This window comes from Flavobacterium cellulosilyticum, assembly GCF_004349355.1.
Lineage (GTDB): Bacteria > Bacteroidota > Bacteroidia > Flavobacteriales > Flavobacteriaceae > Flavobacterium > Flavobacterium cellulosilyticum.
On sequence record NZ_SMFK01000006.1, the window covers coordinates 16,394 to 33,079 of the forward strand.

General features: G+C 32.5%; 15 protein-coding genes. 7 read left to right on the forward strand and 8 right to left on the reverse strand.

From position 1 onward, the window contains the following. Nucleotides 1-40: 40 nt before the first annotated feature. Nucleotides 41-2,695, forward strand: coding sequence for an AsmA-like C-terminal region-containing protein (locus E0F76_RS10780; protein WP_132005482.1), 2,655 nt, complete (start codon nucleotides 41-43; stop codon nucleotides 2,693-2,695). 204 nt (nucleotides 2,696-2,899) lie between these two features. Here E0F76_RS10780 and E0F76_RS10785 read toward each other — a convergent pair whose 3' ends face one another. Further along, nucleotides 2,900-3,694, reverse strand: coding sequence for a DUF2797 domain-containing protein (locus tag E0F76_RS10785; RefSeq protein ID WP_132005485.1), 795 nt, complete (start codon nucleotides 3,692-3,694; stop codon nucleotides 2,900-2,902). Between the two features lie 182 nt (nucleotides 3,695-3,876). Between E0F76_RS10785 and E0F76_RS10790 the strand changes: the two genes are divergently transcribed. Together E0F76_RS10790 and E0F76_RS19880 are read left to right on the forward strand one after the other, a co-directional pair. Beyond that, nucleotides 3,877-5,403 carry a GH3 auxin-responsive promoter family protein gene (locus E0F76_RS10790; protein WP_132005488.1) on the forward strand — a complete coding sequence of 509 codons (1,527 nt, stop codon included), beginning with the start codon at nucleotides 3,877-3,879 and terminating at the stop codon, nucleotides 5,401-5,403. A gap of 1 nt (nucleotide 5,404) precedes the next feature. Next, the gene (locus tag E0F76_RS19880; RefSeq protein WP_281275279.1) at nucleotides 5,405-5,536 is read left to right on the forward strand and encodes a hypothetical protein; all 132 of its coding nucleotides are present in this window, start codon (nucleotides 5,405-5,407) and stop codon (nucleotides 5,534-5,536) included. A gap of 54 nt (nucleotides 5,537-5,590) precedes the next feature. Here E0F76_RS19880 and serB read toward each other — a convergent pair whose 3' ends face one another. From serB to E0F76_RS10815, 5 genes are all read right to left on the reverse strand, one after another. Beyond that, on the reverse strand, nucleotides 5,591-6,826 hold the full coding sequence (gene serB, locus E0F76_RS10795) for a phosphoserine phosphatase SerB (RefSeq protein ID WP_132005491.1): 1,236 nt from the start codon (nucleotides 6,824-6,826) through the stop codon (nucleotides 5,591-5,593). 139 nt (nucleotides 6,827-6,965) lie between these two features. Continuing rightward, on the reverse strand, nucleotides 6,966-8,198 hold the full coding sequence (gene clpX / locus E0F76_RS10800; protein ID WP_132005494.1) for an ATP-dependent Clp protease ATP-binding subunit ClpX: 1,233 nt from the start codon (nucleotides 8,196-8,198) through the stop codon (nucleotides 6,966-6,968). A 79-nt stretch (nucleotides 8,199-8,277) separates the two neighbouring features. Next, entirely contained in the window at nucleotides 8,278-8,952 is a 675-nt protein-coding gene (clpP, locus tag E0F76_RS10805) for an ATP-dependent Clp endopeptidase proteolytic subunit ClpP (protein WP_132005497.1), read from the reverse strand. Nucleotides 8,953-9,246: 294 nt separating this feature from the next. After that, nucleotides 9,247-10,572, reverse strand: a complete 1,326-nt coding sequence (locus E0F76_RS10810) for a trigger factor (protein WP_132005500.1) — start codon at nucleotides 10,570-10,572, stop codon at nucleotides 9,247-9,249. A gap of 121 nt (nucleotides 10,573-10,693) precedes the next feature. Further along, nucleotides 10,694-11,038, reverse strand: a complete 345-nt coding sequence (locus E0F76_RS10815) for a phage holin family protein (protein ID WP_132005503.1) — start codon at nucleotides 11,036-11,038, stop codon at nucleotides 10,694-10,696. A 101-nt stretch (nucleotides 11,039-11,139) separates the two neighbouring features. Here E0F76_RS10815 and E0F76_RS10820 point away from each other — a divergent pair, with 101 nt between their 5' ends. Continuing rightward, nucleotides 11,140-12,468: a T9SS type A sorting domain-containing protein gene (locus E0F76_RS10820; RefSeq protein WP_132005506.1), complete on the forward strand. Its 1,329-nt coding sequence runs from the start codon at nucleotides 11,140-11,142 to the stop codon at nucleotides 12,466-12,468. Nucleotides 12,469-12,535: 67 nt separating this feature from the next. Here E0F76_RS10820 and E0F76_RS10825 read toward each other — a convergent pair whose 3' ends face one another. Continuing rightward, nucleotides 12,536-13,297: an alpha/beta fold hydrolase gene (locus E0F76_RS10825; RefSeq protein ID WP_132005508.1), complete on the reverse strand. Its 762-nt coding sequence runs from the start codon at nucleotides 13,295-13,297 to the stop codon at nucleotides 12,536-12,538. A gap of 163 nt (nucleotides 13,298-13,460) precedes the next feature. Continuing rightward, entirely contained in the window at nucleotides 13,461-14,174 is a 714-nt protein-coding gene (locus E0F76_RS10830) for a pyridoxine 5'-phosphate synthase (RefSeq protein ID WP_132005511.1), read from the reverse strand. 111 nt (nucleotides 14,175-14,285) lie between these two features. Between E0F76_RS10830 and E0F76_RS10835 the strand changes: the two genes are divergently transcribed. The 3 genes from E0F76_RS10835 to porG all read left to right on the forward strand — a co-directional run bounded on the left by E0F76_RS10835 (nucleotide 14,286) and on the right by porG (nucleotide 16,683). Continuing rightward, entirely contained in the window at nucleotides 14,286-14,945 is a 660-nt protein-coding gene (locus tag E0F76_RS10835; protein WP_132005514.1) for a CBS domain-containing protein, read from the forward strand. A gap of 9 nt (nucleotides 14,946-14,954) precedes the next feature. Then, nucleotides 14,955-15,839, forward strand: a complete 885-nt coding sequence (locus E0F76_RS10840; RefSeq protein ID WP_132005517.1) for an NAD kinase — start codon at nucleotides 14,955-14,957, stop codon at nucleotides 15,837-15,839. A 169-nt stretch (nucleotides 15,840-16,008) separates the two neighbouring features. Continuing rightward, nucleotides 16,009-16,683, forward strand: a complete 675-nt coding sequence (gene porG, locus E0F76_RS10845) for a type IX secretion system protein PorG (protein WP_132005520.1) — start codon at nucleotides 16,009-16,011, stop codon at nucleotides 16,681-16,683. Nucleotides 16,684-16,686: the final 3 nt, after the last annotated feature.

Sequence of the window (16,686 nt, forward strand, 5' to 3'; positions counted from 1 at the left end):
CAAGGTTTTTATAATTCAATTAAAAATAAAAAATAGCAATATGATAATGAAAATAGTTAAAATCACTGGAATAATTGTTGTTACACTTGTTTTGGCCTTATTTGCAATCCCCTATTTTTTCAAGGACCAAATTAAAGCTAAAATTTCCCAAGCAATAAACGAAAATGTAGATGCCAAAGTCTCATTTGCGGAAGCGGATTTAAGTTTATTCGAAAATTTTCCCAATGCAACTGTTTCAATTGGAAAATTGGTTATCATCAATAAAGCCCCATTTGAGGGAGATACTTTGGTTTCATTAGACGAATTAAAATTAAAAATGTCGATCAAAGAACTTTTTAAAGGTAAAAATGAATCGATGAATATTCAAGGAATTTCTTCAAAAAACGGATTGATAAACATCATTTTCAATAAAGACGGAATTGCTAATTACGACATTGCATTAAAAAATAAAAAAGAAAATGACACAGCAAAAAGCAAAGCCTTGTCATTGAAAATCCAACAGTATAAAATTGAGAATTTCAAGTTCAAGTATTTTGACGAAAAATCAAAAATCAAGATGATAATCGACAGTTTGAACCACGAAGGAACTGGTGATTTTGCTGCACAAAAACTTGATTTAGTAACAAAATCGACTGCAAAAATATCGTTAGATTTGGATAAAGTCAATTATATGCGAAATGTTTCGCTGACCTTAGATGCCGTTTTAGGCATCGATTTAGAGAATAGTAAATATACTTTTAAGGAAAACAAAGCGCTTATCAATCAATTACCATTAGAATTTGATGGATTTATACAAATGGTAGATGCAGGTCAGGAATACGATTTAAAATTCAAAACGCCAACCTCATCTTTCAAGAACTTTTTAGGGCTCATTCCTTCAGTTTATGCCTCACGTTTAGACAATGTAAAAACAACTGGTGATTTTACTATTATTGGCTTTGCCAAAGGATTGTATTCTGACACAACTGTGCCTAAATTCAACATTGAAATTGCATCGAACAATGCATCGTTTCAATATCCCAATTTACCAAAATCTGTCAAAAACATTGTAATAGATACGAAAATCATTAATGAAACAGGTATCTTAAACGATACTTATGTCAATCTCGACAAACTATCTTTCAGCATTGATCAAGATGTTTTTAATGCTAAAGCCAATATTAAAAACATTACTCAAAACGCATTAGTCGATGCTGTTTTGAAAGGAACAATCAATTTAGGAAATGTGTCAAAAGCGTATCCAATTAAATTAGAGAAACCATTATCAGGAATTTTAAAAGCGGATGTAACTACAAAGTTTGATATGCAATCAGTAGAAAAAAGTGACTATCAAAACATCAATAATGCGGGTACAATGAGTTTGTCGGGATTCAAATATACTGACGAAAATGGCAAAGAAATGATTATTAGCAATGCATTAGTACAGTTTAACCCAAGTCAAGTGAACTTGAAACAGTTTAATGCTTCAACAGGAAAAAGTGATTTAAGTGTAACCGGAGTTTTGGAAAATTTCTACGGTTTTATATTTAAAAATCAGGAATTAAAAGGAAACTTCAATATGGTTTCCAATCAAATAGCAGTGAGTGATTTTATGACTTTTGGCGAAACTAAAAAAACCAACCCGAGCGACAGCGAACAGCCAAAGCAAACAAAAAATGCCGAAGCCATGAAGATTCCGGCTTTTCTTAATTGCACCCTTACCGCAAAAGCAACTACAGTTTTATACGATAATTTGACCTTGAAAGACGTTTCAGGAAAATTGATTGTTAAAGACGAAAAAGTAACATTAGAAAATGTAAAATCTTCCATTTTTGGAGGGATAATTGCTGTAAATGGTTCGGTTTCCACCAAAGGAAAAACGCCAACATTCGACATGGATTTAGGACTCAATCAAGTCGATATTGCCCAATCTTTCACACAATTAGAAATGTTAAAAAAAATCGCACCTATTGCGGGAATTATCAACGGAAAATTGAATTCTACTATCAAGTTTAACGGGAACCTTAATTCTACAACTATGTCTCCTGATTTAAAATCGCTTTCTGGAGATTTGTTAGGACAACTACTTTCGACTACTATCAATTCCAGTAATTCTACATTATTGACAGCTTTGACATCAAACATCAAATTTCTTGATTTGAAAAAAATTAATTTAAATGATATAAAAGCGGCAATTACTTTCAAAGACGGGAAAGTAAATGTGAAACCTTTTGATATAAAATACCAAGATATAAAAGCGACAATTGGTGGAACACATGGTTTCGATCAAAGCATGAATTACAGTTTGAAATTTGATGTTCCTGCAAAATATCTTGGATCCCAAGCCAATGCAATAATAGCCAAATTGACTCCTGCAGATGCTGCAAAATTGGAAAACATCCCCATTAATGCATTGATGACTGGTAGTTTTTCTAACCCAAAAATCACAACCGATATAAAATCTGCAGTCACAAACTTGACTACTCAACTGTTTCAACAACAAAAAACCAAGTTAATTGAAAAAGGCACATCATCCCTTACTGATTTAATTAATAAAAATAAAAAACCTGGTGATACGACAAAAACTGTTATTCCTGCTACCAAAGAAGAAGTAAAAGAAAAAGCCAAGGAAGAAGTTACTAAAAAAGCCAGTGATTTACTAAATGGCTTATTCAATAAAAAGAAAAAAGTCGAAGAACCTACACCAGCAGAATAAAAGCACAAATTTCTGGGTGAAGGATTACTTCACTAGTCTTTTATTTTTTATTGGAGTTCAGCGAACTACATTTGAAAGCGGAGTTTTTTTTATCCCATTTTTTTATGGGATAAAAAAAAACGGGAACGCAAATCCCGACCCGAAGTTTTTACGGAGGGTCATGCCAAAATTAAAATACTGTTAATCGTAGAATTTATAGTTTTTTTAGACATTGATATTTACAACATAACCTTCGGAACTTCTAACATTAAAAACGGTACCGTCTTCAAAAATTAAGTATTGTCCTTTTATTCCAGTTAGTTTCCCTTGAAAATTAGGCGTTTTATCTAAACTTAAACTTTTTATTTTTGTTGGATATTGTAAAACAGGAAAATGCATTTCATACAATTCATTTTTCTGAGAATAGAAAAACTCTTGCACTTCTGAGGGAATTAAGTTTTCGACTTTCAATCTTTCGGCAATTAAATCGACTTGTTCCACATTATTTTGAAGCATTTTGCGCCAGTTGGTTTTATCTGCATAATGATTTTTTAAAGCAACTTCAGTAATTCCTGCTAAAAAACGATTGGGAACTTCTACAATTGAAATAGCTTGAGTTGCACCTTGATCTATCCATCGTGTTGGCATTTGTGTTTTACGGGTCACTCCTACTTTCACTTCGCTTGACAAAGCCAGATAAACTATGTGGGGTTGCAATTGCACCTTTTCCTCATAAACTAAATCCCTATCTTGAATTCCAAGATGTGCTGTACTTAATTCAGGTTTCATAATCCAATCACCCACAGCGGGACTCGAATAAAAACAATCATAACAAAATCCTTGTCTAAATATTTTCTTTTTCTTGCCACAATTCAAACATTGATAACCCAAGAAATTAATTTCTAAATCCTTGTTAAGCAATTGATTTACATTTAAAAAACTATTTTCAAAAACTAAATAATATTGAATTGGATTCGCAAATTCTGTTTGCATTTTGGTAAGTACACCTTCGTATGTCATATGATTTTTGATTGTAAATTAACAAATTCTGATTTTAGATCGCAATATTTTTCAGAATCTTTAAAGTAAATAGAATTGTTTTTATAAAAAACACTATTTTTGATACAAATACAAAGTTAGCATTTGTCAATTGAAAATCAAATCTAAAATCTAGAATCAATATTCTAATATCTTAAATCACTATGCCAATAACCGTATTCAATTCAATAGCCTCTTGGATGCTCAAACAAAGAATTCATCAAATTGAACTTTTCTTGAAATATCCCAATGAAGTTCAGGAGGAATTATTAATGGATTTGATTCGGGCTTCAGAATACACTTTATTAGGCCAAAAATACGATTACTCTTCTATCTATTCATATGCTACTTTTTCCGAAAGAATTCCCGTTTCTACCTATGAAGAATTACAGCCGCTTATAGAAAGAACCCAGAATGGAGAACAAAATATATTTTGGGAAACACCCATTAAATGGTTTGCAAAATCAAGTGGAACAACCAATGCCAAAAGCAAGTTTATTCCCGTAAGCCCAGAATCATTAGAAAATTGTCACTACAAAGCGGCCAAGGACTTATTATGCATGTATTTAAACAACAATGAAAATTCTGAAATATTTGTAGGTAAAAGCTTAAGACTAGGTGGAAGTTCACAAATTCATGAAAATAACAATACTTTTTTTGGGGATTTATCTGCTATATTAATTGAAAACATGCCTCTATGGGCCGAATTTAGCAGCACACCAAACAATAAAATTTCCTTAATGAATGATTGGGAAACAAAACTTTGTTCTATCATAAAACAAGTAAAATATGAAAATGTAACTAGTTTTGCGGGAGTTCCCTCTTGGATGTTAGTATTATTGAATCGTTTACTCGAGGAAACTGGCAAAGGAAATTTACTGGAATTATGGCCAAATCTTGAAGTTTATTTTCACGGAGGAGTAAGTTTTGAACCTTATCGCGAGCAATATCAGAAGATTTTACCCAAAAAAGATTTCAAATACTACGAAATATACAATGCCTCTGAAGGTTTCTTTGCCATTCAGGATTTGAATTATTCCGATGATTTATTACTAATGCTGGACTATGGAATCTTCTACGAATTTATACCTATGAATACCTTTGGAAAAGCTAATCAAAAAACAATTCGATTATCCGAAGTGGAACTTTGTAAAAATTACGCTATTGTTATCACTACAAACTCTGGTTTATGGCGTTATTTGATAGGCGATACCGTTCGTTTTACTTCATTAAAACCCTATAGAATCAGAGTGACTGGAAGAACCAAACACCACATCAATGTTTTTGGGGAAGAAATAATGGTCGAAAATACGGACCAAGCTATTGCTAAAACTTGCCAAATTACACATTCAGAAATTGTTGATTATACGGTCGCTCCCATTTTTATGAAAGACAAAGAAAAAGGAGCGCACGAATGGATGATTGAATTCAAAAAGAAACCACATGATATGGTTCTATTTCAAAAAGTATTAGACGAAACATTGCAATCCTTGAATTCTGATTACGAAGCCAAACGCCACAATAACATGACTCTAAATCAGTTAGTAATCAATGTAGCACGTGAAAAATTATTTTACGAATGGCTAAAAGAAAAAGATAAATTGGGCGGGCAACATAAAATTCCAAGATTATCCAATCAACGTGATTATATAGAACAATTGAAAAATATGCAGATAACTGTACCTCTTTAAAATGAAAAAATTGTTACTAATAATGTTCTTATTATCGGTTTTGGCCTCCTGCGGACCACATAGAATGAGTTGTGGCGCTAGAGGGATTTGTAATTCCTTGTCCAAGGGAGAATTACTTAAATACAAAACATAAAAAATCCCGCATTGAATTTTTCAATACGGGATTTATTTATTCTGAGTACCGTTGTTATTCCTCCATCATATCTATATGTCTGTCGTGGTAACCTAAAAGATATAAAACACCGTCAAGACCTAAACTAGAAATTGAAGATTCAGCATTTTCTTTAACTTTTGGTTTCGCATGAAAAGCAATTCCTAAACCTGCTAAATTCAACATGGGTAAATCATTTGCACCATCACCTACAGCAATAGTTTGATTGATATGTATCCCTTCTTTTTCTGCAATCGCTTTTAAATATTCAGCTTTTTTAGCTCCATCTACAATTTCACCTAAATATTTACCAGTCAATACGCCATTTTTAATCTCCAATTGATTGGCGTGAACGTAATCAATCCCTAATTCTTTTTGTAAATATTCCCCAAAATAGGTAAAACCACCGGATAATATAGCGGTTTTATAACCGTAATATTTTAATGCTTTCATTAAACGATGTGCACCTTTAGTTATAGGGAGGTTTTCAGCCACTTTTTGAAGTACCTCTTCACTCAAACCTTCTAACAAAGCCATTCGTTGTTTGAAGCTTTCATTAAAATCAATTTCGCCATTCATAGCAGATTCTGTAATGGCTCTAACTTGTTCACCCACACCATTCAATTCAGCCAATTCATCGATAACTTCAGTTTGAATTAAAGTCGAATCCATATCAAAACAAACCAATCGACGATTTCTTCTGTACATATTATCTTCTTGAAAAGAGATATCTACATCTAATCTCCCGGAGATTTCCATAAAACTAGCCGTCATCTTCGATTTATCAACGATATTTCCTGTAACAGATAATTGAACACAAGAACGAGGATATTCTTCTTTTTCAACGACAGAGACTCTTCCTGTTAGTCTAATGATGGAATCAATATTCAATTTTTGATCAGACATTATTTTAGTCACAGCCGCCAATTGTACTGCTGTCAATGTTTCACCCAAAACATTGATGATATAGCGTTGTTTGCGTTGTGCTTTTACCCAATTTTCATAATCAGGTATCGTAATAGGAATAAATTTAACATTAATCCCTAATTCATAGGCTTTGAACAACAAATCTTTTAAAACAGGACCAGAAGTGGAACCCGATTGTATTTCAAATAAAATTCCCAAAGAAAGTGTATCGTGAATATCGGCTTGCCCGATATCTAAAACGATGGCATCATAATTTGCCAATATGGATGTTAAACCAGCTGTTACTCCTGGTTTGTCCTGACCAGATACTTTTAATAAAATAATCTCTTTATCCTCTGTTGCCATTTTTATTTATATAGGTTTACGGGGAACAAAAATCGGTAATCTATTGTTGATAAAAAAGTATATCGAGGGATTTTTCAAAAAGAAACCCGACAGCTTTGAAAATGCTGTCGGGTTTAAAATTTTATAAATCAAAAAAAAATTACGAAGCGATTTCTAATCGCTTCAATAAATTTCTATTTAAAGTTTCTTTAGCGTATTCTTCATCGATAGTTAAAACTTTTTCATCAGAACTTGGTAGTTCATACATAGCATCGGTTAAGATGGCCTCGCATAAAGAACGTAATCCACGGGCTCCTAATTTGTATTCTAATGCTTTTTCGACAATAAAATTCAAAGCTTCATCAGTAATTGTAAACTCCACCTCATCCATCAAAAACAATTTCTTGTATTGTTTAATTAAGGCATTTTTTGGTTGCGTCAAAATCGCTCTCAAAGTTTCTCTATCTAAAGGATCCATGTGGGTCAAAACTGGCAAACGGCCAATAATCTCAGGAATCAATCCAAAGTCTTTGATGTCTTTCGGGATGATATATTGCAACAAATTGTCTTTATCAATGTTATCCACATTTTTAGAGGTAGAATAACCTACAGCTTGACGATTCAGTCGTTTTGAAATAATACGTTCTACACCATCAAAAGCACCACCAGCAATAAACAAAATATTCTGAGTGTTAACCTCAACAAATTTTTGGTCTGGATGCTTTCTTCCTCCTTTTGGGGGAACATTTACCACCGTTCCTTCCAATAATTTCAATAAGGCTTGTTGTACTCCTTCTCCAGAAACATCACGTGTGATTGATGGATTGTCGCTTTTACGTGCAATTTTATCAATTTCATCAATAAAAACGATTCCTCTTTCGGCTTTTGCCACATCATAATCAGCAGCTTGAAGCAAACGAGTTAGGATACTTTCTACATCTTCACCTACGTAACCTGCTTCTGTAAGAACAGTTGCATCAACAATTGCCAAAGGAACGTCAAGCATTTTCGCAATAGTTTTTGCTACCAATGTTTTTCCGGTTCCAGTTTGACCTACCATTATGATATTACTTTTTTCAATCTCTACATCGTCGTTTAATTCTTGTTGCATTAAACGTTTGTAGTGGTTGTAAACAGCGACTGCCATAACTTTTTTAGTTTGGTCTTGACCAATAACATATTGATCTAGAAAAGCTCTGATTTCTTTTGGTTTTTTTAAAACTAAATCGGTTGGTAAATTTGATTTTCCGCTTGATTTTAATTCTTCTAGTACTATTCCATGGGCTTGCTCAATGCATTTATCACAAATGTGCGCATCAATTCCGGCAATCAATAAATTGGTTTCCGGTTTTTTTCTTCCACAAAATGAACATTCTAATTTTGGTTTAGCCATCTTTTTAGATTGCAGATTTTAGATTTTAGATTTCAGATTGCAAAAACCGCAATCTGAAATCTGAAACCTGATATCTGATTTAACTTCTTCTCAACACTTCATCAATCATTCCATACTCTTTCGCTTCATCTGCAATCATCCAATAATCGCGTTCACTGTCTTTGTGAACTTTATCAAATGTTTGTCCCGAATGTTGTGAAATAATTTGATATAATTCGTCTTTTAATTTCAACATTTCACGAAGGTTAATTTCCATATCCGTTGCAACACCTTGTGCTCCACCAGACGGTTGGTGTATCATGACTCTTGAATGTGGTAATGCCGAACGTTTTCCTGCTGCTCCAGCACACAATAATACGGCTCCCATCGAAGCGGCCATTCCAGTACAAATTGTAGCTACATCGGGTTTGATGTATTGCATGGTATCATAAATACCCAATCCTGCATAAACGCTTCCTCCTGGAGAGTTCAAATAAATTTGAATGTCTTTTGAGGCATCAGCACTTTCTAAGAATAATAATTGCGCTTGAACGATATTTGCAATTTGATCGTCAATTCCTGTTCCTAGGAAAATAATTCTATCCATCATTAATCTCGAAAAAACGTCTAATTGTGAGATATTCAACTGACGCTCTTCTATAATATAAGGTGTCATATTGGTTGGATTCATTGCTGCTACGATTTTATCGTAGTACATTGCGTTTACACCTTGGTGTTTTGTAGCAAATTTTTTAAATTCTTTTCCGTAGTTCATTTTGTTATGTTTGAAAGTTTGAAAGTCTAAAGTTTGAAAGTCACTTAACCCCAAGGCAAAGTTCATACCTTTCTTTAATTGATGCCAATTTGTCTTCTTTTGAATGTTTAAAAATTTTAAGTTGTTGCATAAAAGCTAAATTTTTAAACAAAAGAGCGCCAAAAAAAATTCTGACGCTCAAATATAACTATTTTTTATTACTCTGTATTTGTAATAAAATCATAAAATTTAAAAAGTAAACAAAAGCATTTTTATACTTTTCAACTTTAAGACTTTTGACTTTACAACTAAAATTTATTCTCCGTGGGACGCAGCAATAAATTGCTCGTAAGTAACTTCTTTAGTTGTTGGATTGGCTTTTTCTTTGAAAATATCCAATAATTTCTCAGCAACCGCTTGGTCAGAAAGTTTTTTTACCTCATCTTGATTAGACAAAACTCTTGCAACAATTCCTTGAACTTCTTCATCAGTAGGATTTGTTTGTCCAAATTGTGCCATTTGCTGACGGATAGATTTAGAAGTAAACGCTTTCAAATCTTCGAAAGTGATTTTTACGTCACTTTGAGACAAAGCTTTTCCTTCAATCAATTGAAAGCGCAATCCTTTTTCTGATCTTGCATATTCTACAACAGCCTCTTCGGGTGTTAATTGTTTTTCACCAACTGTTTGCAACCATTTAATCAAGAATTCTGAAGGCAAATCGAATTTTGTATTTTCGATTAAAAATTCAGTTACATCACTTAATAGTTTTTGATCTGCTTGTTGCGCAAATTGACTTTCAGCGTCTTCTTTGATTTTTGCTTTCAATTCTTCAAGAGAAGCAACTGTTCCTGCTCCGAATAATTTATCAAACAATTCTTGATTTAATTCAGCTACTTCAGTAGAATTGATGTTACTTATAGTAAAGTCAACATCTACTTCAAGTCCGTGAACATCATCATGAGCTACTTTCATAACATCCATTAATTGATGATCATCTTCGAATAAACCTTTAGTATTTACCGTTACGACGTCGCCTACTTTTTTACCAATAAATTTATCAGCAGTAGCTTTATCTTTAAAGATAGCTAAAGAAATAGTTGCTGGGTTATTAATTCCTTTCTCTTCATTTGTGAAAGTACCAGAAATATCAAAACCAGCTTCAACAACTTCCTGAGGAATTGCTTTTCCGAATTGTTTTTGAATGCGCTCTACTTGACCGTCAATCAATTTATCATCTGCTGAAACTACATATTTAATTATGTTATTTTTAGCTTCAAGATCTATTTCAAAATTAGGAACTAATCCTATTTCATATTCAAAAGTTAGTTCTTCAGCATCCCAATTAAAGTTTTCGTTTACTTTCGGAAGTGGAGTTCCAAGAAGGTTTAATCTTTCAGATTGCAGGTAACGCTCTAAAGCTAAATCAACTACTTTTTTAACTTCTTCTTGTTTAATGGCGCGACCGTATTGTTTTTCAACAAGATCTTTTGGCACTGCACCTTTTCTAAAACCTTTAACGGTTGCCAATGGCATTTTTTCGTTTATTCTTTTTGCTACTTGACCTTTGTAATCCATTTGAACAACTGTCAATACAATTGTTTCGTTTACTGCGTCTGATGCTACTCTTTTAATATCCATTTCTGTCTTTAATTTACATAATAAAATTGGGTTGCAAAATTATAAAATTTTTACAACCCAAACAAATTTTTAATCCATTGAATTTTAACTCCTTATTTGTTCTAGAATTCTAAGGAAGTTTCTATTTATCTTCTCCAATAATTTTATACATAATTGACTGCAATATGGACAATACAAGACTAAAAAAGAGCGCTGTCCAAAAGGAGTTCACACTGAAGCCACCCACTATATTGTCACAAACCAGTATAATTACCGCATTAATCACCAATAAAAAGAGACCTAAAGTAACAATAGTAAATGGCAGAGTCAATATTACCAAAATTGGTTTAATGAAAATATTGAGCAATCCTAAAACAACTGCAACAATAATTGCAGTTTTAAAATCCGCCACATAAATTCCTGACATTATTTTAGGAATAAGTATAACTAAAACAGCTGTGATAATAATTCTAAAAAGGAGTTTCATAAATAATTGTAATTTAAAGTTACTATAAAAGTAAATTAATTAATATTAAAACCGTTGATTTTTTGTTATCTTCGTTTTGAATAAAATTTAACACACAAGTTATGAAAAAAAAATTACTTTCTATATTAATATTAATTTCATTCGGAGCTAACGCCCAATTTTGGAGTGAAAAAGCTACTGGCTTTACTACACCTCAAAGAGGACTATTTAGCATCTCAATTGTTGACACCAATGTAGTTTGGGCATTAGCAGATGACAGCACTAAAGATCCTGTAGATTTGAAGATTAAAGAATTTACCCTAAGTACCGATGGAGGAAATACCTGGACTCCTGGGTCAATTGATTTGGGAATCGCTACAAATGAATTAGGAATTTCTTCTATTACTGCTGTATCCTCTACAACTGCCTGGGTTTCTGTACATCCTGACACATTTGGTACTTCACAGCGTGGCGGGATTTGGAAGACAATTAATGGCGGAATAACTTGGACGAAACAACCTTCCGCTTTATTTAACAGCGCTGCCTCTTATGCTAACTTTGTTCATTTTTGGGATGCCACTAATGGAATTACCCAAGGCGATCCAGAAAGTGGTGAATTTGAAGTTTACACTACAAATAATGGCGGAACAAATTGGACAAGGGTCGATGGTGCTACTATTCCAAACCCAAATATTAATGGAGAATACGGTTATGCGAATCTTTATACTGTTTATGGCAACACGATTTGGTTTGGAACTGATATGGGTAGAATTTACAGATCATCTGATAAAGGATTAACATGGAACGCTTATAACTCTGTTTATAGTACCGATTTCAATTTGGACAGTTTTACTTTTTCTGATACAAACAAAGGCCTTATGATGACCTATAATCCAGTAAACCTTTATAGTACTTCCGATGGAGGCGCTACTTGGAATCCTGTTTCAAGAACAGGAAATGTTTACAATACTGATATTTCCTATATCCCTGGCACTTCAACAGTTATTTCATGCTCACTTGCAAACCCATTAGGATCATCTTATAGTCTAGACGATGGCCTAACATGGACAACCATTGACGGAATTAAACACGGAACAATGAAATTTTTAAATACCACTTTTGGATTTTCAGGAGGATTTAATACAAATGCAACCACAGGAGGAATTTTTAAATATTCTGGAATCCCTTTAAAAAATGCAAGTTTTGAATTGAAAAACCATATTACGGCGTATCCAAACCCAACAAATGGCATCTTACATATAGATTCAGAAATAGCATCAATCAAAAATACTGCTGTGTTTGACTTATTAGGCAAACAGGTTTTTGATAAGAAATTCAGTTCTTTAAATAAAGCCGATTTAGATTTAAAATCACTTCAAGCTGGAACATATCTTTTAAAAGTTTCTTCTGAAAATGGAAAAACAGAAACTATTAAGATTCTTAAAAACTAAATCAAATTAGATTAAAAAACAAAATCTCCTTTTCTGTCAGCAGAAAAGGAGATTTTTTTATGGAGAATTATTCCAAAAACGAACTTGCTATTTCATAAAAAAGTTTTGGGCTTTCGGCATGCAGCCAATGACCTGCATTTGGAATAGTCTCGAACTCGGAATCAGGAAAATATTGCTTTATATTTTCGAAATCTTCGTCAAGAATATAATTAGAATTTCCGCCTCGAATAAAAAGTGTCGGTTTGTCAAAAATGGCATTCTCAGGAAGTGGTTTTCCTATTTCATCCATTTTGGCATTAAAAACAGCCAGATTAAATCGAAAGCTAAGTTGACCTGGCTCAAGCCAATACAAGCTTTTTAATAAAAATTGTCTGGTCCCAAAATCGGGTATATATTCTGAAAGTACAGTCTCGACTTCGTTTCGACTCGGCTTTTTGGAAAAATCCACTGCATTCAATCCCGCAAAAATAGTTTGATGGTGTTGTGGATAAAATTTTGGACCAATATCCGCAACTATTAATTTTTCGACCATTTCAGGGTATAATGCTGCAAAAAGCATCGCCGTTTTCCCTCCCATCGAATGTCCAAGAATATTTATTTTTTCTAGTTTATTGGTTTTGCAATAGTCAAAAACATCCTGAGCCAATATTTCGTAATTAAATTCATCCGAATGAAAACTCTTGCCATGGTTGCGCAAATCCAACAAATGAACTTGGTAACCATTAGCAGCAAATTGTGTTCCCATTGTTTTCCAATTATCGGACATTCCTAGAAATCCATGTAGAATTAGGAGTGGTTTGCCTTCGCCTTCTATTTTTGAATAAAGCATATTTTATCAGGTTTATGGGGTTTGCGTTAAGGATAGTAGTGAAAATACTTTTATTATATAAAGCGATAGCGGAATATAATAAAAGATTGTAACGAATAGCCTGACCCGCTTTTTCTGCGGGTAACGCCCACCAGAGTGCCAGTAAACTGACTTGTAAATTATTTTATTTTAATTTTTGTAAATACATATTCACTACATTATCTAATCCTAGATAAATGGCCTCTGAAATAAGGGCATGACCTATTGAAACTTCGAGCAATCCAGGGATATTTTGATTGAAAAACTGAATATTATCCAAACTTAAATCATGTCCGGCATTGATTCCTAATTCTAATTTGTTTGCCAAAATAGCAGCTTTTACATAAGGATCAATTCCGTTTTTGTTACCTAAGCTATATTGATGTGCAAAAGCTTCAGTATATAATTCTATTCTATTAGTTCCGATGTTTTTTGCACCTTCAATCATTTCGAGCACTGGATCAACAAAAATTGAAGTTCTGATTCCGTTACGATGAAATTCTTGAACAATTTCAGTTAGAAAACTTTTGTGTTTTACAGTATTCCAACCTGCATTTGAAGTTATGGCGTCAATTGCATCAGGTACTAAGGTAACTTGAGTTGGTTTTATTTGAAGAACCAAATCAATAAATGTTTTTTCTGGATTTCCTTCAATATTATATTCGGTATAAACGATCGATTTTAAATCACGTGCATCTTGATACCGGATGTGTCTTTCGTCAGGTCTTGGATGAATCGTAATTCCTTCACCACCAAATTTTTGAATATCTGTAGCTACTTTTAATAAATCAGGTACATTACCGCCACGAGCATTTCTTAAAGTAGCTATTTTGTTAATATTTACACTTAACTTTGTCATTGGAATACTTTTTGAAGATATTTATAGAATTTGAAATGCAAAAATACAAAGTAAAACTAGGTGTTATTGCATATTATTGATTATTTTGCATCAAATATATTTAACCAATTTATGACAGATATTATAAACTATATTAACAATGACATAAAAGCAATAAACATCAAGGAATCCGTTTCAGATGTTCAGCACTTTTTTAGCGAATTAACTTTCTCTCATTTTCCTGTGGTTGAAGAGGAAGTTTATATTGGAAGTATAGAATCCGAAGATATTATAAGCTTTGACAGCTCAAAAAACTTAGCTGATTATCGCTATTCCCTAGATGGTTTTTTTGCAAGAAACAATATGATATGGCTAGAAGTTTTGGAGGTTTTTGCAAAAAACAATACTAATTTAGTTCCAGTTTTAGACGAAACTAACAAATACATTGGTTATTATGAAATAAATGACATAATGAGATTTTTTAATGACACCCCTTTTTTAAAAGAAAAAGGAGAAATTATTATTGTTAAAAAAAGAACGTTGGATTTTTCGATTAGCCAAATAGCTCAAATTATTGAAAGCAACAATGGTCAAATTTTAGGTTTATTTATATCTGATTCTGATGTTGATTTTTCACAAATTACTATCAAAATGAGTTTAGGAGTAGTAAACGAAATTATTCAATCTTTAAGAAGATATGATTATGAAATTATTTCTGAACATAATGAAGATAATTACATCAATACTTTAAAAGAACGTTCCGACTATTTAGACAAATACCTTAATATTTAATAAAAAACAATGAAAGTAGCCATATTCGGTAAATACTATCAAAATAGCACGGAGCCAATAATTAAAGACATCTTTGTTTTTTTTAATTCGAACAATGTAGAAATGGTTATTGAATCCTATTTTTTGAATGTTTTGTATGAGAAAAAAATAATAGAAAAAGAATACAATACGTTTTCATCTCACACTGAGTTGGACAGTAGTTTTGATATGCTCATAAGTATTGGTGGCGATGGTACTATTTTGAGAGCAGCTACTTTAGTTCGTGATTCTGGAGTTCCAATCTTAGGTATTAATGCTGGAAGATTAGGTTTCCTGGCTACCGTTCAAAAAGAAAATATTTCAGAGTTTATGCAATTTATCATTGATAAAAAATACACCATTTCTAAGAGAACTTTATTAAGCCTAACTTCTTCGCCAGAAAACGAATCGATTCAAGAAATTGACTTTGCATTAAATGAAATTTCTGTTAGTCGAAAAGACACCACTTCGATGATAACAATTGAAACCTATTTAAACGGCGAATTCTTGAATTCCTATTGGGCAGACGGCTTAATAATAGCCACACCCACTGGCTCTACAGGATACTCAATGAGCTGTGGCGGTCCAATTTTAACACCAGATGTAAGAAGTTTTGTTGTTACTCCAATCGCACCTCACAATTTAAATGCTCGCCCATTAGTAATTACAGATGACACAGAAATAAGATTAAAAGTTTCAGGTAGAGAGGAAAATTATTTAGTATCATTAGATTCAAGAATTACTTCTGTAAATAACGATACCATATTGACTATTAAGAAAACACCATTTCAAATAAATATGATAGAAATTCCAGATGAAACCTTTTTAAAAACACTTCGGAACAAATTATTTTGGGGAGAAGATCGAAGAAATTAAATCATTTTTAATACTCATTATACGAATACACTTGTTTTACTCGTTTCTCTAGTATCGAATCCAAAATAGCTTTCAGATTTTGTATCTATTTTTCAATAAATGACACATTTAATCTATTGAGTATTGATTCGTGTTGATAATTATTATATTTGCACGCAATTCTAATTAAATGTATAAACTTTTCAAAATTATTTTATTGTTATCCTTTTGTATTACTAATGCACAAATTCACGAAATCGGTGGTTTTGCAGGCGGCAGTAACTATATTGGAGATGTTGGTTCAACAACTTATATTTCACCAAACAAGCCTGTTCTAGGTCTTTTTTACAAGTGGAATAAAAGTCCAAGGCTTGCCTACAGATTTGCACTCACAGGAGCATATATTTCTGGATATGACAAAAACTCTAAAGAACCTAGTAGAAATCTACGAGGATATAATTTCACTAATAGTATAAAAGAAGTATCTTTAGGCCTTGAATTTAATTTTTTTGATTTTAACTTACACGATCCTAAAAGAAAATTTACACCCTATGTGTTTTCGGGTTTAAATTATTTAAGGTATCATGAAGCTTACGTTTCAACAAACATTAATACAAAAAGAGAAACATCCGGATCCTTAGCAATTCCAATACATTTGGGAGTAAAAACAAATGTGTTACCACATTTTATATTAGCTTTTGAGGTTGGAGCAAGGTATACGCTTACCGATAATTTAGATGGCAGCAATCCAAAAGACGAAAGCTTGTTAAAATTTGGAAATATAAATAATAATGATTGGTATGTTTTCTCAGGATTAACACTAAGTTATACTTTTGGAAACAAACCATGTTATTGTGTAGATTAATAA